Origin of the sequence: Mycolicibacterium tokaiense (genome assembly GCF_010725885.1) — a bacterium.
GTDB classification, from domain to species: domain Bacteria; phylum Actinomycetota; class Actinomycetes; order Mycobacteriales; family Mycobacteriaceae; genus Mycobacterium; species Mycobacterium tokaiense.
Map to the genome: position 1 here is coordinate 4,302,233 of NZ_AP022600.1, position 21,727 is coordinate 4,323,959.

Sequence of the window (21,727 nt, forward strand, 5' to 3'; positions counted from 1 at the left end):
CTCAGGCGCGGGACCGGGTGCCCAGGTCGGTGACCCCCACCGGTGGCAGGCCCGCCGCATGCTCGAGCACCTCGCAGAACGCCTGCACATGGGTGCCGAGGTCGGGGGAGGTGGCCGTCCACGACGCCCGCAGTTCCAACTGGTGGGCCCTCGGCGGGCCGGAGATGTCGCCGTAGCGCACCGATGTCGTGGCGGTGACCGTGCCGCCGAGCGCGGTGACGTGCTCGGAGCGCGATTCCAGCGCGTCCACCAGCCAACTCCAGGCCACCTCGGGCAGCAGGGGGTCGATGGCCTCACTGGAATCCAGGTCGGCCTGGATGTAGGCCACCAACCGCATCGTGCCGTCCCAGGCCTCGGAGCCGTCCGGGTCGTGCAGCAGGATCAACCGGCCGAAGGCGTCGCCGTCGGAGGTCTCCGGCACCGCCGCGGCCTCGGGATGCTTCACCTCGGCGCCCACCGCGTAGCTGTACGGCGCCAGCCGCTGCGGCGGGCGGATGGGTCCGAGCTCGATCTCCGGCCGCACGGTCGCGACACTCATCGCCTCCACCGCCGCCCGGAATTCGGCAGGCTCACCCACAGTCACACGTCGACGCTAGACCGCCGGATCCGGCTGCGCGCGCAGGCGCGCCGTCTCGGCAAACCCACTTTGGGCAACAGCGGGAAGCAGTGGCAGCATGGAGCTCGATGAATACCCGCCGTGAGCTGCCCTCCTCGCCCTATCTGGCCGCCGCTGCCGGCCGCACGCCGAACCGGGTGCCGGTGTGGTTCATGCGCCAGGCGGGACGGTCGCTGCCGGAATACCGGCAGCTGCGCGCCACCCACAAGATGCTCGACGCCTGCTTCGACGCCGAGCTGGTCACCGAGATCACGCTGCAGCCGGTGCGCCGCCACCAGGTGGACGCCGCCATCTTGTTCTCCGACATCGTGGTGCCGCTGCGCGGTGCGGGCATCGATCTGGACATCGTGCCGGACGTCGGGCCGGTGATCGCCCACCCGATCCGCACCGACGCCGACGTGGCCGCCATCAAACCGCTTGACCCGCAACAGGTCGCGCCGGTCTCCGACGCAGTGTCCCTGCTGGTGGCGGCCCTGGGCGAGGTGCCGCTGATCGGGTTCGCCGGGGCGCCGTTCACGCTGGCCTCCTACCTGGTGGAGGGCGGCCCCAGCAAGAATCACGAGCGGACCAAGGCGATGATGTTCGGTGCCCCGCAGACCTGGCACGCGCTGATGACCGCGCTGACCGACATCACCATCGGCTTCCTGCAGGTGCAGCTGGCCGCCGGGGTCGACGCCATCCAGGTGTTCGACTCGTGGGCCGGCACCTTGTCGCTGCGCGACTACCGCACCCATGTGCTGCCCCATTCGTCGCGGGTGTTCGCCACCCTGGCCGACGCCGGGGTGCCGATGACGCACTTCGGGGTCGGAACCGCCGAACTGCTGGGCGCCATGAGCGAGGCGGGCGCGGGGGTCGTGGGCGTGGACTGGCGCACCGCGCTGGCCGACGCCGCCACCCGGGTCCGCCCGGGCACCGCCCTGCAGGGCAACCTCGACCCGGTGGTGCTCTTGGCCGGCTGGGAGGTCGCCCAGCAGCACACCCGTGCGGTGATCGAGGACGGCCGGCGCGCGGTGGCCGCCGGCGCGGCCGCCCACATCTTCAACCTCGGCTACGGCGTACTGCCGCCCACCGACCCCGGCATCATCACCGACCTGGTGGCTCTGGTGAAATCGTTGTGAGTGGTACCTATTGTGTTGTGGGCGGCGGTATTTCGGGTTTGACCGCCGCCTACCGGTTGCGCCGGGCGGTGGGGTCCGACGCCCGGATAACCCTCTTCGACCCGGCGGACCGCCTGGGCGGGATCCTGCGCACCGAACGGGTGGCCGGCCAGCCGGTGGACGTCGGCGCCGAGGCGTTCGTGGTGCGTCGGCCGGAGGTGCCGGCGCTGCTCGACGAGCTGGGGCTGGCCAACCGTCAGATCGGCACCACCGGTGCGCGCCCGTTGATCTACGCACAGCGCCGCCTGCACGCCATGCCGGCCGACACCGTCAACGGCGTGCCGAGTTCGGCGGCCTCGGTGACCGGTCTGGTCGACGACGCGACGGTCAGCCGGATGACCGTCGAACCCACCACACCGCTGGACTGGCGCCCCGGCGCCGACCCCACCGTCGCCGCGCTGGTCGGGGACCGTTTCGGCGCGCAGGTGGTGGCCCGCTCGGTGGATCCGATGCTGGCGGGGGTGTACGCGGGATCGGCGGCGACCATTGGGCTGCGCGCCGCCGTTCCCACGGTGGCTGCCGCGCTGGACCGCGGCGCCCGCAGCCTCACCGAGGCAGTGCGCTCGGCGCTGCCGCCCAGCACCGGGGCGCCGGTGTTCGGCGCGATCGACGGCGGCTACGAGGTGCTGCTGCGGGAACTGGCCACCCGCGGCGGGGCGCACTGGGTGGGTACCGCCGTCGTGGACCTGCACCGCGACGGCGGGCAGTGGGTACTGCGTGACGACGAGGGCGCACTGTGGCGTGCCGACGGTGTGGTCCTGGCGCTGCCTGTGCCCCGCTTCGCCCGGCTGACGGCGTCCATCGCACCCCGCTCGGCGGCCGCGGCGGCGCGCATCGAAGTGGCCTCCTCGGCGGTGGTGGCGTTGGCGGTGCCCGGTGGTACCCCGCTGCCGCAGCGCTCCGGGGTGCTGGTGGCCAGCGGAGAACGGTTGCACGCCAAGGCGATCACGTTGTCCACCCGGAAGTGGGGCAGGCGCGGGAATTGCGAGATGTTGCGGTTGTCGTTCGGGCGCTTCGGTGACACCATCGCCCGCGACACCAGCGACGAGGACCTGCTGGCGTGGTCGCTGGCCGACCTGGCCGACCTCTTCGAGGTCACCGTGCACCCGGAGGACGCCCTGGTGCACCGGTGGCTGGAGGCCATGCCGCAGTACGGACCCGGCCACGCCGCGGTGGTTGCCGAGATCCGGGCCGGGCTGCCGCCGGGAGTGGCGGTGGCGGGCAACTTCCTCGACGGCATCGGTGTTCCGGCCTGCGTGGCTGCCGCGGGCCGGGCGGTGGTGGAGCTCACGAGCTGAGGCCATCCTGATGGTGGCACCATAGGGGCATGTCACGCCTGGATTTCGATGCGCTCAACTCCACCATCCGCTACCTGATGTTCTCGGTGTTCGCGGTGAACCAGGGAGAGCTCGGTGAGGACAGGGCGTCGGTGGTCGACGAGACCGCCACGTTCCTCAAGCAGCAGGAAGACAAGGGCGTGGTGGTGCGCGGCGTGTACGACGTCGCGGGTCTGCGCGCGGACGCGGACTACATGTTCTGGACCCATGCCGAGCGCGTCGAGGACCTGCAGGCCACCTATTCCGATTTCCGGCGCACCACCGCCCTCGGTCGCGCCAGTACACCGGTCTGGAGCAGTGTTGCGCTGCACCGGCCGGCGGAGTTCAACAAGAGCCACATCCCGGCGTTCCTGGCGGGGGAGGAACCCGGCAACTACGTCTGCGTGTACCCGTTCGTCCGGTCGCTGGACTGGTACCTGCTGCCCGACGAGGAGCGCCGCAAGATGCTTGCCGACCATGGGATGGCGGCTCGCGGATACAAGGACGTCCGGGCCAACACCGTGCCGGCGTTCGCGCTCGGCGACTACGAGTGGATCCTGGCCTTCGAAGCACCCGAGCTCTACCGCATCGTCGACCTGATGCGGGACCTGCGGGCCACGGAGGCACGCAGGCACGTGCGGGAGGAGATCCCGTTCTTCACCGGCCCCCGGGTGGCTGTCGAGCAGTTGGTCGAGCGCCTGCCCTGACGCGATCGTCGTCTGCGTGAGTTTGCTCCCATGATCCGGTGCGATCGCAGCAACGGAGCTCGGTGGTTTGCTAGCCTGAACCGCACCGCGTGTGCTGAGGGGGGAACCGACTGAACGTGCCGACCACGCAGCGAGGCCCGTCGAACCTCACCCGCGCACCCCATATGGTCGCCCTGGCCGGGGTGACCATCGCGACGGCCGTGGCGGTGGTCTGCGCGGTGGTGGTCGGCGGGCACGGTGCGTTCTGGACCACCCTCAACCTCGGACTGGTGCTGGCCTCGGCCACCGCCGCCTGGTGCGCCGTTGCCGCCGCCCAGGCCTCCGACGACCGTCGGCGCTGGGTCTGGGCCGCAATCGCGGTGGGGCTGGTTGCCTGGTCGGTGGGCTCAGCGGTTTTTGCCGCGAGCTCCCCGGGTGAGTACGACGTTCCGGTCGCCGGGGACATCGCCCATGTCGTGTTCTGGGTGGCGGCCTACTCGGTGCTGGTGATGATCCCGGCGAGCACCTGGGACATCTCGTGGCTGCGCACCGTGCTGGATGCGGTGGTGGTCGCCACGGCGCTGTTCATCGTGGCCTGGTTGGTGGTCCGGGCCATCGGCGACCTCGACTACGGCCGCCAGGACCCTGCCGCCCTGGTGACCGTCACGTATCTGGCCTGCACGGTCGCCGTGCTCACCATGGCGGTGCTGGTGGTGACCCGCGCGCGAGGCCCACACCGCAGGATCCTGGTGCTGCTGGCGGGCGGGATCGCGATGATGGCGCTGGCGCGTGCTGCGTTCGTCTTCCTGGCCTCGCGCGGCGAGATCGAGGCGGCCATGCCTGCGGCGGTGGTGTGGGGCGCCGGCATCGTGGCGATCGGCGCCGCCGCGGCCGTACGCGCGACCGCGGGCAGCGAGACTCTGGCCTCGACACTGCCGCCCACCACGTCGTTGTGGCTGCCCTATCTGCCCATCGTCGTGGCGTGCGCGGCGTGCACCGTGGAGCTGTTCTCGGTGGCGGGCCTGCCGCCGGTGCTGTTCGCCTTGGTGGTGATGGTCAGCGGCATGGTCATCCGGCAGTACCTGGTGATGCGCGACAACCGGCGGATGGTGGCGGCAGCCACCGAAGAGGCGTTGCGGGACCCGCTCACCGGGGTGGGCAACCGGGCGCTGCTGCTGGACCGGCTGACGCACGCCCTGCACCTGCGCCAACGCGAACGCACTGACGTGACCGTCCTGGTCCTGGATCTGGACCACTTCAAGCTCGTGAACGTCTCCCTGGGGCATCCGGCCGGCGACACGTTGTTGACCGCGGTGTCCGAAAGGCTGATGGCGTGTCTGCGCACCGGCGACACGGTGGCCCGGCTGCGAGGTGACGAGTTCGCCGTGCTGATGGAGGGCAGCGTGGACAGCGCCCGGACGGTGGCGCACCGGGTGTTGTCGGCCTTCGACACCCCGTTCACCCTCGGCGGCCACGAGGTTCCCATCCGGCCGAGTATCGGTCTGGCGGTGGCGGCGGCCCAGGAGGCCGACATCTCGGCGCAGGTACTGCTGCAGCGCGCGGAGGCGGCCATGAACGCGGCCAAGGCGGGCGGTAGCGGCGGATTGCGGATGTACACCGCCGATCTCGATCTGCCAGCCCGCGCCGGCGACGACACCCCGCCGGCGGCGCAGCTGCTCGGTGAGCTGCGCCGGGCCATCGAGGGTGGGGCGCTCTCGGTGGTGTACCAGCCGCAGATCGATCTGCGCAGCGGTGCCCTCGCCGGGTTGGAGGCCCTGGTTCGCTGGCCGCACGCGCAGCGTGGCGTCATCGCCCCGGACCGGTTCCTGCCGCTGGTACGCCAGTACGGGTTGATGCCAGCGCTGACCGACCTGGTGACGGGCAGAGCGCTCGACGATCTGGCCGGCTGGTACCGAAGTGGCTGCGCGGTCCCGGTGGCCGTCAACATCTTCGCCCCGTCACTGGCCGATGCCCAGTTGCCGCTGTCGGTGGCCGCGGCGATGGCTGAGCGCGGGCTACCGGCGGAGTTGCTGACCATCGAGATCACCGAGGACCTGGTGCTCGAGGACTTCCGCCGCACGGCGGCGGTACTGGGCGACCTACGGGCGCGCGGGTTCCGGATCTCGGTCGACGACTTCGGCAGCGGCTACTCCGCACTGTCTTACATGCGTGAGCTCCCGGTCGACGAGATGAAGATCTGTCGGCAGATGATCGAGCCGGTGACCGTCGATCCCCGGGCCGAGGCCGTGGTGCGGGCAGTGATCGACCTGGCGCACATCCTCGGCGCCCGGGTGGTGGCCGAGGGCATCGAGGATGAGGCCACCCATCTGCGGCTGCGTGAGCTCGGGTGTGACATCGGGCAGGGCTATCATTACTTCCGGCCGCTGGACCTCGACGCCACCACCGCGCTGTTGTCCTCGCCCGCGAATCCGAGGTTCAAGAACGCGGTTTCTGGGTAAGCGGTCACGAGGTGCGATCGATGTGCACCTGGCAAGCGGGTCAAAGAGCGGCCGGCCACACCCTGCGCCGCTTTCGTCAAGAGGGTGGCGCGTTGGCTGAGAGGAGCCGCGCGTGCATGTGGCAATTGTTCTGGCGGAAGCCGATTCCGGTCGCGCGTCGACCATCGAGCTGAGCAATGCGCTGACGGCCGCGGGTCATGAGGTGGAGGTGTTCGGCGCCGACGCCGCCACGCGGGGCACAGCGCAGGATGATCTGGCGGCCTACACCGCAGGCCTGCGTGAGGCGTGGGGGTTGCGTACTCCCGATGTGGTGCATGCCCAGTCGTGGTTGTCGGGTATGGCGGCACTGTCCGCTGCGCACGGGCCTGGCATCCCCGTCGTCCAATCCTTCGGCGCGGGAACCGATCCGCGCAACGCCGAGGTGCGCAAGCTCGTTCCGGTACTGGCGCGGCGGGCGGGCTGGATGGCCGCCAGCAACACCGCACAACTCCTGGAACTGCTGAACATGGGCTGCGCCCGGTCCCGACTGTCGGTGATCCCGGCCGGGGTGGACCGGACGCTGTTCACCCCGCCGGGACCGGTGGCGCCAGGCGGTGCGGCCCGCCACCGCGTGGTGTCGATGTGGTCGCCGTCCACTCCGGTGGACCAGGCGATGATGGTCACCACCCTGACCGCGATTCCGGACACCGAGTGGGTGGTGGCTGTCGATCCTGTGGACGCCGAGGCCGCCGGGTCGACCGTGCGGACCATGGCCGAGGCCGCCGGTGTCGGTGACCGGCTGACGGTGCAGCAGGTCGATGACGGCCACCAGTTGGCGGCCCTGCTGCGGTCGGCCGACGCGTACGGCTGCCCGGTCACCGCCGATCCCACCGGGTTCGCCACCCTGCGGGCGATGAGCTGCGGGATCCCGGTTGTCGGCACCGCGGTGGGAGCGTTGGTGGACATCGTGGTCGACGACGTCACCGGGTGGCTGGTGCCGGCGGGCGAGACACTGAAGTTCGTCGACGCGATGCGCCGACTGCTGCACGAACCCTTTGCCGGCCGCGGGATGGGCGGTGCCGGACGGGACCGGGCCTGCTCCCGTTACTCGTGGGAACGGGTGGCCACCGACGCCCTGCGTGCCTACACCGGGGCGCTGGACCAGGTGCGTGCGGTGACCGCCTGAGCGCTCAGGCTGTCGGCACCAGCTTCAGCGAGATCGAGTTGATGCAGTAACGCTGGTCAGTCGGGGTGGGGTAGCCCTCACCGCTGAAGACGTGGCCGAGGTGGCTGTGGCAGTAGGCGCACAGCACCTCGACCCGCTGCATGCCGTGTGAGCCGTCAGGACGCAGGATCACCGCATCGGAGTGCGACGGGTCGAAGAACGACGGCCACCCGCAGTGGGAATCGAATTTCTCTGTGCTGCGGAACAATTCGGCGCCGCAGGCCCGACACTGGTAGACCCCTTCGGTCTTGGTGTCGGTGTACTCGCCGGTGAAGGCCGGTTCGGTGCCCGCCTGGCGGAGCACAGCGAACTCCTGCGGGTCGAGCTTGGCGCGCCATTCGTCGTCGGTCAGCGCAACCTTGGGACTGGGCAGCTCTGACAAATTGGAACTCATGCGTCCACGCTATCGCGCTGTCGGCGGGGCGTCACCCACGGCGGATCGATGCCCTCATCGAGGCGGCCGTCGGCCTTGGCGTCGAGGTACCGGAAGGACAGCACGGCGGCCACCACGATCAGCATCAGCGACCACCCGTAGGTGATCTTCATGTACTCCAGGAACCGGCCGGTCGTGGGCCAGTGCCACAACAGGAAGCGGTCCATGGTGAAGAAACCGTAGATCGCCAACCACGCGGGCCAGTTACGGATCACCGAGTTCTGCAGCACCACGGTCAGGACAAACGGGAACAGCATCATCGAGTAGTAGCCCTGGCCCAGCGACATCACCAGGTAGGACGCCGTGAGCAGCACCCCGGACGACGTCACCATCCAGAACAGCGGGTCGCGGGTGCGGTAGTAGCGGTACAGCAGCACCATGCTGAGCACCGCCAGCGCCAGGAACAGGATCCGCAGCAGCACGATCAACCACATGGGCAGGCCGTAGTAGACGCCGTTGCCCAGGATGGCGGAGTTGAAGTAGTCCCGCGTTGCCATCAGGTAGGGCACCGTGCGCTGGATCCAGCTCATCGGGTCGCTGGTCAGCGGCCACGCGGCCAGGTTGAACACCAGCGGCACCCCGAACGCGCCGACCAGCGCCCGCCACTGCCGGTTGAGCACCGGCAACAGCAGCAACGGTGCCAGGGACGGCTTGACCACCAGCGTCATCCCGATCGCGGCCCCGGCCAACCATTCGCGGCTGCGCCGGCCGTCGAGCAGCCACAGCAGGAACAGCACCTCGCCGAACAGGATCCAGCCGTTGATGTTGGTGTAGACCAGGGTGTTGGTGACCGACTCGGTGAGGAACATGCCCAGGATCAGCGCGGGCAGCGCAAACGACGTCAGCGAGAGCTTGAAGATCTTCAGCATCACCACCGCCGACAGCAGGATCGCCACGGTGCTCAGAGCGATGAACCAGTAGCGCGACGCATCGACCGGCAGGTAACCGAACGGGGCCAGCAGCAGGGTGCCGCCGGGCGGGTAGAGATAGTGCGGGTCGACGTGGTTGAAGTTCTCGTTGTAGATGTCCCAGCCCATTTTGAAGTTCACGACGGCGCGGTACACCGGCCCGAAATCGTCGGTGATGTAGCCGTTGGTGGCCAGCACGTAGCTGCGGTGGAACACCGACATGACAGCCAGGGGCCACAGGATCGACCGCAGCACCGTGGCCACGCCGGGAGGCGTGCGGTGGGGGCGGAATGCATTCAACAAGCGGGTGCGTGCCGCGTCTACTGCCGTCACGTGCGCACCGTACACCGGGCCCGGGTGGGCATGGGTCAGGCGGGGCAGTAGGTGTCTGTGGGCGCAGTCTTGCCGCTGGTGAGGTATTCCAGCAACGGTGCCATGGCGCACGCCGAGTACACCGACGCACCGTGGCCGATGCCCTGCCACATCACCCGCCTGTTGGCGGCGCCGGCATTGATGATGGTCGCGGCGGTGGCGGCCACCCCGTCGCCGCCGACGATCGGGTCGTTCTGCACACCCAGCAACAACACCTCGGTGCGCAGGTTCTGCGGGTCCTCCGGCGCCTTGCCGCTGGGCCAGTTCAGGCACTTCACCAGGTTGAGTGCGGCCACCTCACCGAACTGCGGGTAGGTCTTGCCCCAGGCCACCACCAGTTCCCGTACCCGGTCGGGGGTGGGCCGGTTCAGCGCGTCGCTGCACCGGTTGATGAACTGCCCGTCGGATTCGCGCAGCGACTCGGCCTGGTTCATCAGGCTGGTCAGCTGATTGTCGTCGCCGGTGCGGGCTGCGGCCAGCGCGTCGGCCAGTTTGGTGGTGCTGGTCACCCGGTCACCGTCGGGGAAGGCCAGCGCCGTGGTGATGGCGGTGACCAGCTGCGACACCGCGGCTCCGCCGGGACCACGGCCCTGGGCGGCGTCGGCCAGCAGGGCGTCCACCGCCGCCTTCGGGTCGGGGCCCAGCGCGCAGTTGACGGCCACGCACTGGGTGGCGAACGCGTCGAGAGCGGCCTGCTGGCCGCGGACCTGCTGTTCGGCGGCTGCTTCGGCCGACACGGCCAACGGCAGCGGCGAGTCGAGCACCAGTCGCGACACCTTGTCCGGATGTGCGCCTGCGTAGGCCAGCGCCACCTGGGCACCGTTACCGATGCCCATCAGCGCCAGCGACGGCACGTCCCACATGCTGCGCAGCCGCTCCAGGTCCTCGGCGGCGTGGGCGTTGTCGTAGGCACTGTCACCGGGGGCGATGGTGTCGGTGCAGCTGGTGGTGGCGGTCATGGTGATGGCGCCCAGGTTGGCCACCGGGTCGTCCCCGGGTTCGAACTGCGCCTGGTCACGCATCTCCTGGCGGTCGAACAGATCGCGGCAGTCCACCGGGCTGGACATCCCCATGCCGCGCCGATCGACGGCGACGATCGGGTGACTGTCCAGGATGTCGGCGCCGGCCCGCGACAGCCACACCGGAAGTTGTTGCGAGGTGGGCAGATCCGAGCCAGTGGTGAACACCAGCGGACCCGCGTCGGCGGGGGTGCGCACCGAGCGTGCGCGGACCACCCCGATGGTCACCGTGCCGGTGGCCCCGGCGATGGGATCGAGATCGGCCTCGTAGCTGGCGCATTCCAGGGTGACGGCGGGCGGCACGGGCAGGGCGGCGTCGGCGAACACCTCGGAGGTGCACTGCCGCCACGGCAGGTCGCTGGCCGGTGCCGCGATGGGCGGCGGACCGTCCGGTGCCTGCGAGGTGGGTGCCGTGCTGCCCCCGTCGCCGGGGGAGACGTCGGTGGCGTAGCGCGGGTTGGCGGCCAGGCCCGGTGCACATCCGGCCAGCAGTGCGGACGCCACGATGAGCCCCGTGAGGTGAACAGGCCGTCTCATGCCGCCCACAGTAGCGATTCGGCGGCGGTGTTCACGCGTGCCGGACGTAGCGGCTGTACAGGTAACCCGCGTCGTCGGCCAGCACGTGCACACGTTGCATCGACGTCTGCCGTCCGGCGCCGTGGGCGATGCGCCCCGCGTCGCCACCGACGACGGCGGGGGCGAGGGTGAGGCAGAGCTCGTCGAGCAGGTCCTCGGCGATGAACGTGCCCAGCAGGCTGGGGCCGCCCTCGGTGAGCACCCGGGTCAGCCCGCGGGCGGCCAGCGCGGCAAGCAGCACCACCGCATCCACCGCATCACGGTCGGCGCCGGAGCAGTCAATCACCTCGGCGGCGTCCCCCAACAGGGCGCGGGTGCCGGAGGCGGCCGCCTGTGACGTCAGCACCAGCGGGGGCACCTCGCTGTGGGTGAAGACTTTCATGTCACGCTCCAGCCGACCGCTGTTGCTGACGATCGCGATGGGCGGCACCTCGGCCTGGCCGCGCGTCTGGCGCTGTTGGCGCTGCGCCACCGTCAGCGTCGCACCGCCGTAGTTCTCGGTGCGGACGGTGCCCGCGCCCACCACGATCACGTCGGCCAGCTCCCGCATCACCGCGAACAGGGCGCGGTCACCGGGCCCACCCAGACTGCCCGAGTTGCCGTCGACCGCCGAGGCGCCGTCGAGGCTACTGATGAAATTGGCGCGCACCCAGCACTTTCGAAGGTCACCGGGGTAGGCATAGAGCTCCGGCAGTGCGACATCGTCGACCATGCCGGTACTCGTCATCAATGTGAGCTGGGTCCCAGCGTCGGGTTGCGCCATGAGGTCGATTGCAGCACGTCGCTACAGTGCCTGCATGAACGCCCCCACCCCTGCGGTTTCGGAGGCCCCGGACGTGGCGCACCTCGTCGACCGCCATCCCACGGTGTCGCCGGAGCGACTGGTGGCCCAGCTGGTGCCCCCGCCGACGTTCACCGACGTCAGCTTCGCGACCTACCGTCCTGATCCGGCCGAGCCGTCGCAGGCCGCGGCGGTGGACAAGTGCCGGGAGTTCGCCGAGCAGGCCGTGGCGCGGCGGGCAGGCAAGAAGAAGATGTTCGGCAAGCGTGAGGTGCTGCCCGGTGTCGGGGTGTACCTCGACGGCGGGTTCGGCGTCGGCAAGACCCACCTGCTGGCCTCGACGTACTTCACGGTGTCGCAGGAATCGCCGGCACCGACGGCGTTCGCGACGTTCGGTGAGCTCACCCAGCTGGCCGGGGTGTTCGGCTTCGTGGAGTGCATCGAGCTGCTCGGCGAGTACGCCGTGGTGTGCATCGACGAATTCGAACTCGACGACCCGGGCAACACCACGCTGGTGTCGCGGATGCTCAGCCAGCTGGTGGAGCGCGGGGTGTCCATCGCCGCGACGTCGAACACACTGCCCGAGCAGCTGGGGGAGGGGCGGTTCGCCGCGCAGGACTTCCTGCGTGAGATCGCGGCGCTGTCGCAGATCTTCACCACGGTGCGCATCGAGGGCCCGGACTACCGCCACCGCGGTCTGCCGCCGGCCCCCGAGCCGCTGTCCGATGCCGAGGTGGCCCAGCGCGCGGGCCGGGTTTCCGGTGCGACGCTGGACGACTTCGACGGGCTGTGCAAGCACCTGGCGACCATGCATCCGTCGCGGTACCTGACCCTGATCGAGGACGTGCAGGCGGTGTTCCTGACCGGGGTGCACGCACTGGACGACCAGAACGTGGCGCTGCGGCTGGTGTCGCTGACCGACCGGCTCTACGACGCCGGGGTGCCGGTGGTGGCCTCCGGGGAGAAGCTGGACACGGTGTTCAGCGAGGAGATGCTGGCCGGCGGTTACCGCAAGAAGTACCTGCGTGCGACGTCGCGCCTGCTGGCGTTGACCGCGGCCGGGATGGATCTTTAGCTCGGTCGCCGAAGGGGGCGGGTCAGCACGTAGTCGTGCTCGACGCCCGCGCCCAGGTGAAAGCTCTTGGTGCCGGTGACGGTGAATCCCTGCTTGCTGTAAAAGCGTTGCGCGCGTTGGTTTTCCTGATTGACGCCCAGCCACACGCTCGCGGCGCCTGCCGCGCAGGCGTAGTCCAGCACCGCGGCCATCAACGCCGCGGACGCCGCACCGCCGTGGCTGTTGGGCAGCACGTAGATCTTGGACAGCTCCACGGTGGGCAGCACGGGCACCGCGCGACGGACATCCGGGTCGTCGGGCAGTCCGCGGATCGCCATGGCGTACCCCACCGCATCACCGCCGTCGCGGGCCAGGAACACCGCGCGGTCGGCGTCGGACAGGTAGGCGGTGAACTTCGGCGCGGAGAGGTTCTCGGCGATGAAGGCTGCGATGTTGTCGGGCGTGGCCGACGGCGGGCAGGCCAGCGGGAAGGTGCGGGCGGCGACGTCGGCGAGGTCGGTGATGTCGGTGTCGGTGGCTCGGGAAACGTGCAGAGTGCTCACATGTTCCATTGAGCCAGACGCACTCCGGTCTTCTTGTCGATCAGCACCACGTTGGTCACCAGGTCGCGGTAGCAGTCCCAGTACACCCAGCCGGTCACCGTCGATCCGGCCGGGGCGTTGAGCAGTCCATGCTGCAGGGCGTCGGGGGCGTCGCTGTTGCGTGGCTCGTAGGCATCGCCGGTGGGGGTGACGCCCCGGAACCAGAACGACACACCCATGGCATACGGAACCGGCATCTGCTTGGCCTGCACCACCACCTGTGACTTCCACACCTGCTGGCGCGGTGAGCGCGGCGGATAGCCGAAACCGGGCGGGATCTCCGAGGGCACCGGCGGCAGCACGGTCACGTCGGCGACGATGCCCAGGAACTCTACCCGCAGGGTGTCGCCCATGCGGCCGATGACCGTGTCGGCGGCTCCCGCCGCGGGCGCGGTGACGGTGCCGAAACCCAGGACGGCTGCCGCGAGGAGCAGGATCGAAAACCATCGGCGCATGCGTCGCATGATGACACACCTGGACAGGTGTCCACAGCAGGTTGGTGACCTCTACTGGGCCCAGGGGCCCAGACCGCCGACCTTGTCCACGGTGATGCGGGTCAGGAAGCCGTCGGGGGCGTCGTCGGGCGGGAAGCCCGATCCGGGGGTCAGTGCGTCGGACAACTGGCGCAAGAGCGCGGGGGCGCCGCCCTCGACAATCCGTGCGTTTCCGCTCACCCAGAGGTACTGCCGCAGCGTCGGTCCGTGCGGGTCGGCCACCACCGTCAGTGCCACCCGGGGGTCGCGGCGGACGTTGCGCACCTTGCGGTAACTGTCGCTCAGGTGTGCGACCACCAGCTCGTCGTCGTGCTCGCCGGGCTGCAGCGCCACCCACACGACGCTGACCTGGGGGCTGCCGTCGGCATTGAGGGTGACCAGGGTGGCGTTGGCGCCCCGGCCGATCAGCGCGCGGGCGGACTCATCGAGTTTCATGACCTGTCCTACGGCGCAGCCGGGGGTTTCATTCCCCGGCCTTCGAACTCCAACAGCAGAAGCTTGGCGGCCGCGCCACCGGCGTAGCGACCGGCGGATCCGTCGGAACGCACCACGCGGTGACACGGGATCACCACGGGCAGCGGATTGCGCGCACAGGCGGTGCCGACCGCCCGGACGGCACCGGGGCTGCCCACGGCGCTGGCCACCTCGGCGTAGCTGCGGCGTTCGCCGTAGCCGATGCCGCGCAGCTGCTGCACGACAGTGCGCCGGAACCCCTGTGCCAGGCGCAGATCGACGGGGACATCGACGTCGCGGCGGGAGCCGTCGAAATATTCGTCGAGCTGTCCCGCGATAGCGTCCAGCCGGGCGGGGCAGTGCGCGAGACGCGGACCGACCCGTTGGGCCAGCGTGGCCAGCACGGCGTCGTGGTCTTCGGCCGCGAAGGCCACCCGCACCAGGCCCGCTTCGGTGGCGGCCAGCAGCAGGGCACCCACCGGGCTGTCGACGGTGCGGTGGGCGACGTCGATGTTCATGACCCGTCAGCTCTTGGACAGCGATTCCAGCACGGTGACGAGGTCGGTCTCCACCCGGCCCTTGTCGATGCCGGCGCGGTGCAGGGGACCGGCGGCGTCCTCGGATTCCAGCAGGGCCAACAGCAGGTGTTCGGTGCCGATGTAGTTGTGCCCCAGTCGCAGTGCTTCGCGGAAGGTCAACTCCAGGGCCTTGCGGGCGGCGGCATCGAAGGGGACCAGTTCCAGCGTCTCACCGGTGCCGTCCGGCAGGGTGACCTGTGCGCGTACTGCGTCGGGGTGGACGTGCTGGGCCAGCAGCAGCCGGGTGGCCAGCGCGTCGGTGTCGGTCAGCAGGCCGAGAATCAGGTGCTCGGGTGTGATGTGCGGGTTGCCGGCTGCGCGGGCGAGATCCTGGGCGGCCTCCACCACGGCCTTGGCGCGCGGGGTGAACCTGGTGAATCCCTCGTTCGGATCGATGGTGTCGCCGCGGGGGACGAACCGTTTCTGCGCGGCCTGCTTGGTGACGCCCATGCTGGCGCCGATCTCGGTCCAGGAGGCCCCGGAGCGGCGGGCCTGATCGACGAAGTGCCCGATCAGATGATCGGCCACGTCGCCCAGGTGCTCGGCGGCCAGCACTGCGTCGGTGAGTTGGTCGAGGGCGTCGGTGTGCACGGTCGTGATGGTTCGGATCAGCGTGTCGAGGCTGACGACGTTCTGCGCGGGCGAAGTAGCCATGCGTCAACTGTAAGTTGACGGCATGGTTTGGTCAACCTCGAGTTGACGTCGGCGTGTCACACAAGTCACACGAGTAACTTCTGTCACACTCAAAGGCATCCAGCAGGGTTTACGCAGAGCGGAGACACATCCATGCGTCCCATCGTCCTCGGACTCGCAGCACTCGGATTGTTCCTGGGCAGCCTCGTGATGGCGCCCCTTTCCTCAGAAGTGGCCGGGTCGCAGTGGCCGGCCGGCCACGCCGTCGCGGCAGATCTGACGACGTAGGGCTGCTGAGCCGCCCGGCGTTGCTGAGCGGCCTGCCGCCATCTACTGCGCAACCGGCCCCCGGCGCCGTCGCCGCGCTGCCACCACCGATTCTGCCGCGCCTGCGGCGCTGGGGCGACCATCGGTGGGGCGAGCGCAGGTGTGCTCGACGGGCGGGGTGTGTGCCGTTTGCCGGGTCGGGACGTGCATTTTCGGTGGTGGCGTCAGCACCCGCAGTTCGCCGAAGGTCGTCGACGGTCCTGGTGATGCCTTAAGCTAAGTGCGGCTAACAGCACGCAGACAGACTTTGGGAGTGGTAATGGCACGTCGCAGGCGACGGAGTGCAACCGTTTTGCTGATGGGTGCGGCGTTGTCTGCTGCCCCGCTGGGCCTGGCGACCATCGTCACCCCGGCGATCAGCCATGCCGAATGCGGCGTCGACGGAGGTGGCGGCTACGCCCACCCGACCGGCGGCGGTATCGGCGGTGGCACGGTGTCGTGCGAGGCCGAGCCTGCGCCCGCGCCCGCTGACAACGAGCCCAAGAACGAGTGGGGCTTCAACCCGAATCTCACCCCGGCCGAGAACCTGGCCCGGATGCCAGCGCCCGCGCTGCAGGAACCGCTGGTCCAGACCTCACTGATCGATGACGTCCCGGTCCAGATCTCGCCGGAGCTGGGGCTGCCCGGCATCGGCGTCGGGGTCAACCTGTGGCCGGATCTCACCCCCATCGTCAACGGAGTGGTGGGTGCCGGCACCGGCGCGGCCGTCGCCGGATTGCCCGCGCCCAACCTCGATGGAGTCGGCGCTGCCCTGCAGCAGCTGCCGCCGCCTCAGCTGCCGGACCTGACCAAGATCCCGCCGCCCAAGCGCATCATCCCGTTGCAGTGCGGACCGCAGATCACCCCGTTCTTCAAGCCCTGCATCTGAGTCAGCCGCGGGGGTAACCCCGTCGCACCGTGCGGTCCAGGATGCCGAGCGTCGCGCGCAGCGCAAGTTCGGAGATCACCGGGAAGATGCCTGCGTCGCGCCAGGATTGCTCGATCGTGGACCAGTCGTAGAACGACGTGACCACAGTGGCGTTGTCCGGTTCCACGTCGTCGGGTTCCAGCCGGTAGCCGTAGACGTGTCCGATCTGCGGCCGGACCCTGCCCAGGATGGTCCAGGCGATCAGGGCATCCTGCTCGAACTCGGTGATCTGTACGGTCACGTCATAGCGGCCCAATTCTGGGAAGTCGTTGAGCGACTCTCGATCCATGTGGACCACGAACTCATCGCCCACCTGCTGGGCCCGCTCACCCGAGGCGCCCTGCAGCATGCCGGATGAGTCGATGGCGACATGGCCCTGCGGATCACACAGCAGGGCGAAGATCTCGGCGGCCGGAGCGGCTATCCGCCGCTGCACCTCGATCCGATCGGTCATCGGGCCAGCGCGTAGTGCTCGGCGGTGTCGAAAGGCTCACGGATGGTCCTGGTCAGCAGGGCGATTGCGCCCATCTGGACCGCTCCCACCAGCACCACCGGCCACAGCACACCCGCAGCCAGGCTCGCGCATGCGGGATGGGCAGCAGGCTGGCGCGAATCACGCCACCGTGCGGCCAACGCAAAAGTGATGGCCGCGGTGATCAGCGCGCCGACGAGGTACAACAGGCCCAAAGTCTGCGTCACTGCAAAGCCTCCCGAGTAGAACGACGGAGTTCGAATTTCCCTGAATCGCCCGCCTTCAAACCCGCATTGGCATCACGGTGCTTTCATCCCTGGCCACCCAGCAGCTCGGTAGCCAGACTGAAGACCGCCGGAATGCGCCGCGCCCATGCCGGTGTTGCCCGGAAGACGCGAACGAAGGGGAGAACCCACCGTGCTCAACCTCGCTGTGGCCTTGGACGGTGCGGGCTGGCACCCGGCCGCCTGGCGTCGACCCGAAGCGCGCCCGGCGGAACTGTTCACCGCCCGCTACTGGGCAGACCTGGTGGCCGAAGCAGAACGCGGACTGCTGGACTTCGCCACCATCGAGGACGGTCTGACGCTGCAGACCGAAGGCCCGGTGCCCACCGACCGGGTGCGCGGTCGCCTCGATGCCGTACTGATCGCCGCCCGGGTGGCGCCGCTGACCCGCCACATCGGCCTGGTCCCCACCGTGATCGCCACCCACACCGAGCCATTCCACGCCTCCAAGGCCATCGGCACCCTGGACTACGTGAGCACCGGGCGGGCCGGAGTGCGGGTGCAGGTGGCGCCCAGCGCGGCCGCCGCCGCGCACTTCGGCCGCAGGGAGGTTCAACGCGAGTTGCTGCTGGAGGAGGCCGGCGACTACATCGAGGTGCTGCGCCGGCTCTGGGACAGCTGGGAGGACGACGCCGAGATCCGCGACGTCAGCACCGGGCGGTTCATCGATCGGGACAAGCTGCACTACATCGATTTCGACGGCCGGTGGTTCTCGGTCAAGGGACCGTCCATCACCCCGCGGCCACTTCAGGGCCAGCCGATCGTGGCGGCCCTGGCGCACGCCGAACCGGCCTTCCGGCTGGCGGCAACCGGGGCCGACGTCGCCTTCATCACTCCCCACGATGCCGGCGAGCTGGCCGCCACGGCCGCCCGCCTGGCCCAGCTGCGGCCCCCGGATCTCGACCCGGTCCGGGTGTTCGCCGATCTGGTGGTGTTCCTGGGCGACACCGCCGAAGCCGCAATTGCACGCCGCCGTGCCCTCGAGGATGTGGTGGGCGCCGAGTATGTCAGCGACGCCGAGGTTTTCGTGGGCACGCCGGGGGAGCTTGCCGACCTGGTGGCGGCCTGGCACGCCGCGGGCGCGCACGGTTTCCGGCTGCGCCCGGCGACGCTGCCGCACGACCTGGTGCAGATCACCGGCGAGCTGGTGCCGCAGCTGCAGCGGCGCGGGTTGTTCCGCGACAGCTATCCCGGTGCGACTCTGCGGGATTCGCTGGGATTGGGCCGGCCCGCCAACCGATACGCCGCGTCGCAGGAGCCCCGATGAGCAAGCCGCTCAAGCAGATTCACCTGGCCGCCCACTTCCCGGGGGTGAACAACACCACGGTGTGGAGTGATCCGTCCTCCGGCAGTCACATCGACTTCCGGTCCTTCGTGCAGTTCGCCCGCAGCGCCGAGCGCGGCAAGTTCGACTTCATGTTCCTGGCCGAGGGGTTGCGGCTGCGCGAGCAGGGCGGCCAGATCTACGATCTGGACGTGGTGGGCCGGCCCGACACCTTCACGGTGCTGGCTGCCCTGGCCGCGGTGACCGAACACCTCGGGCTGACCGGCACCATCAACTCGACGTTCAACGAACCGTATGAAGTGGCACGGCAATTCGCGTCGCTGGATCACCTGTCCGGGGGGCGGGCAGCGTGGAACGTGGTGACCTCCTGGGACGCGTTCACCGGCGAGAACTTCCGCCGCGGCGGCTACCTGCCGGAGAACCAGCGCTACGAGCGGGCCGAGAGCTTTCTGGCGGCCGCGCACACCCTGTTCGACTCCTGGCGCGGGGACGAGGTGGTGGCCGACAAGGAGCGGGGAGTGTTCCTGGCCGACGCCGATGCGGGGTCGTTTGCCTACGCCGACGCGCACTTCGACATCAGCGGTCGTTTCAACGTGCCGCGCAGCCCGCAGGGTCGCCCGGTGATCTTCCAGGCCGGTGATTCCGACCGCGGTCGCGAATTCGCCGCGGCCGCAGCCGATGCCATCTTCTCCCGGTACGGCACCTTGCAGGAGGGCCAGCAGTTCTATGCCGACGTCAAGGGTCGCCTGGCCGCGTACGGTCGCCGCCACGACCAGCTGTTGATCCTGCCGGCAGCGACGTTCGTGTTGGGTGACACCGACGCCGAGGCCGCCGAGCTGGCCCAGCAGGTCCGGCTGGCGCAGGTCTCGCCGGCCACGGCCATCAAGTTCCTCGAGCAGCTGTGGAACCGTGATCTGTCCGACCATGATCCGGACGGCCCGCTGCCCACGGTCGATCCCATCCCCGGGGAGAACACCATCTCCCGGGGCCGGGCCAGTGTGCGGATGTACCGCGATCCCGTCGCCACGGCCCACGAGTGGCGCGCCAAGGCGCAGGCCCAGAACCTGACCACCCGTGAGTTGATCGTCGAGGTGACCGGGCGGCAGAACTTCATCGGGTCGCCGGCGACGGTGGCCGAGTCCATCAACGAGTTGGTGCAGGCCGACGCCAGTGACGGGTTCATCCTGGTGCCGCACGTGACGCCCGGCGGGTTGGATCCGTTTGTCGACTCCGTGGTGCCGCTGCTGCAGGAGCGTGGCGTCTTCCGGACCGAGTACACCGGGACGACACTGCGTGATCACCTGGGGCTGGGGTACCCGGGCGGTCATGACCAACTCGCCGGAGTCGCATTCTGATCAGGACCGGACTCCGCTGCTGGACGCCGTGGCCGACTACCACCGACGCCGGCGCTACGGGTTCACCCCGCCCGGGCATCGACAGGGCCGGGGAGTCGACCCGCGGGTGATCGACGTGCTGGGCCGCGACGCGTTCCGCAATGACCTGCTGGCCGGCAGCGGTGTGGACGACCGCCGGTCCAGCAACGGATTCCTCGCACGCGCAGAACACTTGATGGCCGCCGCGGTGGGCGCCGACGCGGCGTTCTTCTCCACCTGCGGCAGCTCGCTGTCGGTGAAGGCGGCGATGATGGCGGTGGCCGGCCACGACGGCGGCCTGCTGCTGAGCCGCGACAGCCACAAGTCCGTGGTGGCGGGACTCATCTTCTCCGGTCTGCAGCCGCACTGGGTGAATCCGCAGTGGGATGCCCGCCACCACATCTCCCATCCGCCGTCCCCGGAACAGGTGGACGAGGCCTGGCAGCGGCACCCGGACGCGGCGGGGGCACTGATCGTCAGCCCCAGCCCCTACGGCACCTGCGCGGACATCGCCGGCATCGCCGAGGTGTGTCACCGGCGCGGCAAGCCGCTGATCATCGACGAGGCCTGGGGCGCTCACCTGCCGTTCCACGAGGACCTGCCGACCTGGGCGATGGATGCCGGGGCCGACGTCTGCGTGGTGAGCGTGCACAAGATGGGCGCAGGCTTCGAGCAGGGTTCGGTGTTCCACGTCCAGGGTGACCTGGTGCACCGCGACCGGCTCTCTGCCTGCGCCGACCTGCTGATGACCACCAGTCCCAACGTGCTGGTGTACTCCGCCCTCGACGGTTGGCGCCGTCAGATGGTGCAGCACGGCCACGATCTGCTGGGCTCTGCGCTCGGGTTGGCCAGGCAGGTGCGCGGCGCGATCGACGAGATCGAGGGCGCCACCGTGCTTGAGGAGCAGCTGCTGGGGGCGCAGGCGTCCCATGACCTCGACCGGCTGCAGGTGTTGATCGACGTGTCGGAGACCGGCACCTCGGGCTATCAGGCCGGCGATTGGCTGCGCGCCCAGCGTGGACTGGATGTCGGGATGTCCGATCACGGCCGCATCCTGGCCACCGTGTCGTTCGCCGACGACGAGGAGACCGCCGAGCGGCTGGTGACGGCGCTGCACGATTGGGCCACCGTGTCGCAGAGTTTCGAGAAACCGCCGCAGATCCGGCTGTTGGCACCGCAGGAGATCGAACTGGAGTCGGTAGCGCTGCCGCGGGATGCGTTCTTCGGCGCCACCGAGAATGTCGCGGCGGACTCGGCGGCCGGGCGGATCGCCGCCGAGCAGATCACGCCCTACCCGCCCGGAATCCCGGTGGTGGTGCCGGGGGAGCGGCTCACCCAGCCGGTGATCGACTATCTGCGGTCGGGGCTGGCGGCGGGCATGGTGGTGCCGGATCCGGCGGACACGACGCTGGAGACGTTCCGCGTGGTGGCCTGATCAGCCCGTGACGGCCCTCCCGGCCATGTAGTCGGCCGCCCAGCCGGGGTGGATGTACTCCAGTGCCTCCAGCAACACCAGTCGCGGACGGTGGGAGTAGGCGGGGTGGCGCTCCATGGCGGCCAGGTGTCGGATCTGGGCGTCGGTCAGACGGTTGGACAGGGAACGCCAGCTGTCGGGCACATTGCCGGTCTCCGCGAGTGAACTGAGAGGCATGTCGGGGTCCTTCCGTAGTTACCTTCTGTCACTCTGGCACCAGGCACCGACAAAAGGCTGAGGGGAGGCTGGGCAAGCGCTTTGACC

24 protein-coding genes are annotated in these 21,727 nt (G+C 69.6%); 11 read left to right on the forward strand and 13 right to left on the reverse strand.

The genetic code is table 11. The features are described 5' to 3' along the window. Nucleotide 1: 1 nt before the first annotated feature. A complete protein-coding gene (locus G6N58_RS21010) occupies nt 2–538 on the reverse strand; it encodes a DUF3000 domain-containing protein (protein ID WP_232068129.1) in 537 nt (178 codons plus the stop codon). 146 nt (nt 539–684) lie between these two features. On the opposite strand from G6N58_RS21010, the gene hemE reads away from it, so the two are divergent. The 5 genes from hemE (at nt 685) to G6N58_RS21035 (ending at nt 7,399) form a co-directional block, all read left to right on the forward strand. Beyond that, nucleotides 685–1,734, forward strand: a complete 1,050-nt coding sequence (gene hemE / locus G6N58_RS21015) for a uroporphyrinogen decarboxylase (RefSeq protein WP_163908309.1) — start codon at nt 685–687, stop codon at nt 1,732–1,734. Beyond that, the gene (locus G6N58_RS21020; RefSeq protein WP_115277423.1) at nt 1,731–3,071 is read left to right on the forward strand and encodes a protoporphyrinogen oxidase; all 1,341 of its coding nucleotides are present in this window, start codon (nt 1,731–1,733) and stop codon (nt 3,069–3,071) included. The genes hemE and G6N58_RS21020 overlap by 4 nt, the downstream gene beginning before the upstream one ends. A gap of 29 nt (nt 3,072–3,100) precedes the next feature. Next, entirely contained in the window at nt 3,101–3,796 is a 696-nt protein-coding gene (gene hemQ / locus G6N58_RS21025) for a hydrogen peroxide-dependent heme synthase (RefSeq protein ID WP_115277422.1), read from the forward strand. A gap of 116 nt (nt 3,797–3,912) precedes the next feature. Beyond that, on the forward strand, nt 3,913–6,234 hold the full coding sequence (locus G6N58_RS21030; RefSeq protein WP_147289289.1) for a putative bifunctional diguanylate cyclase/phosphodiesterase: 2,322 nt from the start codon (nt 3,913–3,915) through the stop codon (nt 6,232–6,234). A 112-nt stretch (nt 6,235–6,346) separates the two neighbouring features. After that, on the forward strand, nt 6,347–7,399 hold the full coding sequence (locus G6N58_RS21035; RefSeq protein WP_115277420.1) for a glycosyltransferase: 1,053 nt from the start codon (nt 6,347–6,349) through the stop codon (nt 7,397–7,399). 4 nt (nt 7,400–7,403) lie between these two features. Here G6N58_RS21035 and msrB read toward each other — a convergent pair whose 3' ends face one another. From msrB to G6N58_RS21055, 4 genes are read right to left on the reverse strand one after another with little or no spacing between them, the layout of a single operon-like run. Beyond that, nucleotides 7,404–7,832, reverse strand: coding sequence for a peptide-methionine (R)-S-oxide reductase MsrB (msrB, locus tag G6N58_RS21040; protein ID WP_115277419.1), 429 nt, complete (start codon nt 7,830–7,832; stop codon nt 7,404–7,406). Further along, the gene (aftC, locus tag G6N58_RS21045; protein ID WP_115277418.1) at nt 7,829–9,127 is read right to left on the reverse strand and encodes an arabinofuranan 3-O-arabinosyltransferase; all 1,299 of its coding nucleotides are present in this window, start codon (nt 9,125–9,127) and stop codon (nt 7,829–7,831) included. The genes msrB and aftC overlap by 4 nt, the downstream gene beginning before the upstream one ends. Before the next feature lie 20 nt (nt 9,128–9,147). Then, complete coding sequence (locus tag G6N58_RS21050) at nt 9,148–10,707, reverse strand: alpha/beta hydrolase (protein WP_115277417.1); 1,560 nt, start codon at nt 10,705–10,707, stop codon at nt 9,148–9,150. A gap of 31 nt (nt 10,708–10,738) precedes the next feature. Beyond that, the gene (locus G6N58_RS21055) at nt 10,739–11,509 is read right to left on the reverse strand and encodes a pyrimidine reductase family protein (RefSeq protein WP_115277416.1); all 771 of its coding nucleotides are present in this window, start codon (nt 11,507–11,509) and stop codon (nt 10,739–10,741) included. Here G6N58_RS21055 and zapE point away from each other — a divergent pair. Then, nucleotides 11,508–12,602, forward strand: a complete 1,095-nt coding sequence (zapE, locus tag G6N58_RS21060) for a cell division protein ZapE (protein ID WP_083230686.1) — start codon at nt 11,508–11,510, stop codon at nt 12,600–12,602. The genes G6N58_RS21055 and zapE overlap by 2 nt on opposite strands. Here the strand turns inward: zapE and G6N58_RS21065 are convergent. The 5 genes from G6N58_RS21065 to G6N58_RS30575 are packed head-to-tail and all read right to left on the reverse strand — an operon-like array spanning nt 12,599 to nt 15,362. Continuing rightward, nucleotides 12,599–13,153: a GNAT family N-acetyltransferase gene (locus G6N58_RS21065; protein WP_115277415.1), complete on the reverse strand. Its 555-nt coding sequence runs from the start codon at nt 13,151–13,153 to the stop codon at nt 12,599–12,601. The genes zapE and G6N58_RS21065 overlap by 4 nt on opposite strands. After that, a complete protein-coding gene (locus G6N58_RS21070; protein WP_115277414.1) occupies nt 13,141–13,647 on the reverse strand; it encodes a hypothetical protein in 507 nt (168 codons plus the stop codon). Before G6N58_RS21070 ends, G6N58_RS21065 begins: the two co-directional genes overlap by 13 nt. Before the next feature lie 42 nt (nt 13,648–13,689). Next, a complete protein-coding gene (locus tag G6N58_RS21075) occupies nt 13,690–14,112 on the reverse strand; it encodes a TIGR03618 family F420-dependent PPOX class oxidoreductase (protein WP_115277413.1) in 423 nt (140 codons plus the stop codon). A gap of 8 nt (nt 14,113–14,120) precedes the next feature. Beyond that, nucleotides 14,121–14,648 (reverse strand): methylated-DNA--[protein]-cysteine S-methyltransferase, encoded by a 528-nt coding sequence (locus G6N58_RS30570; RefSeq protein ID WP_115277412.1) that lies wholly within the window; start codon nt 14,646–14,648, stop codon nt 14,121–14,123. A gap of 6 nt (nt 14,649–14,654) precedes the next feature. Continuing rightward, nucleotides 14,655–15,362 (reverse strand): Clp protease N-terminal domain-containing protein, encoded by a 708-nt coding sequence (locus tag G6N58_RS30575; RefSeq protein WP_115277411.1) that lies wholly within the window; start codon nt 15,360–15,362, stop codon nt 14,655–14,657. A gap of 132 nt (nt 15,363–15,494) precedes the next feature. On the opposite strand from G6N58_RS30575, the gene G6N58_RS31075 reads away from it, so the two are divergent. Both G6N58_RS31075 and G6N58_RS21085 read left to right on the forward strand, forming a co-directional pair. Then, entirely contained in the window at nt 15,495–15,629 is a 135-nt protein-coding gene (locus G6N58_RS31075; protein WP_264037820.1) for a hypothetical protein, read from the forward strand. A 337-nt stretch (nt 15,630–15,966) separates the two neighbouring features. Continuing rightward, nucleotides 15,967–16,536, forward strand: coding sequence for a hypothetical protein (locus G6N58_RS21085; RefSeq protein WP_068916544.1), 570 nt, complete (start codon nt 15,967–15,969; stop codon nt 16,534–16,536). Between the two features lies 1 nt (nt 16,537). On the opposite strand, the gene G6N58_RS21090 is transcribed toward G6N58_RS21085, so the two are convergent. After that, nucleotides 16,538–17,029, reverse strand: a complete 492-nt coding sequence (locus tag G6N58_RS21090) for an SRPBCC family protein (RefSeq protein WP_115277410.1) — start codon at nt 17,027–17,029, stop codon at nt 16,538–16,540. Next, complete coding sequence (locus tag G6N58_RS21095; protein ID WP_115277409.1) at nt 17,026–17,274, reverse strand: hypothetical protein; 249 nt, start codon at nt 17,272–17,274, stop codon at nt 17,026–17,028. The genes G6N58_RS21090 and G6N58_RS21095 overlap by 4 nt, the downstream gene beginning before the upstream one ends. Before the next feature lie 145 nt (nt 17,275–17,419). Here G6N58_RS21095 and G6N58_RS21100 point away from each other — a divergent pair, with 145 nt between their 5' ends. Genes G6N58_RS21100 through G6N58_RS21110 form a run of 3 tightly spaced genes read left to right on the forward strand, consistent with a single transcriptional unit; the run spans nt 17,420 to nt 21,424 of the window. Then, entirely contained in the window at nt 17,420–18,598 is a 1,179-nt protein-coding gene (locus tag G6N58_RS21100; protein ID WP_115277408.1) for an LLM class flavin-dependent oxidoreductase, read from the forward strand. Further along, nucleotides 18,595–19,971, forward strand: a complete 1,377-nt coding sequence (locus tag G6N58_RS21105) for an NtaA/DmoA family FMN-dependent monooxygenase (RefSeq protein WP_115277407.1) — start codon at nt 18,595–18,597, stop codon at nt 19,969–19,971. Before G6N58_RS21100 ends, G6N58_RS21105 begins: the two co-directional genes overlap by 4 nt. Further along, the gene (locus G6N58_RS21110; protein ID WP_115281369.1) at nt 19,943–21,424 is read left to right on the forward strand and encodes an aminotransferase class I/II-fold pyridoxal phosphate-dependent enzyme; all 1,482 of its coding nucleotides are present in this window, start codon (nt 19,943–19,945) and stop codon (nt 21,422–21,424) included. The genes G6N58_RS21105 and G6N58_RS21110 overlap by 29 nt, the downstream gene beginning before the upstream one ends. On the opposite strand, the gene G6N58_RS21115 is transcribed toward G6N58_RS21110, so the two are convergent. Next, complete coding sequence (locus G6N58_RS21115; protein ID WP_068916549.1) at nt 21,425–21,640, reverse strand: hypothetical protein; 216 nt, start codon at nt 21,638–21,640, stop codon at nt 21,425–21,427. It abuts the gene before it with no gap. Nucleotides 21,641–21,727: the final 87 nt, after the last annotated feature.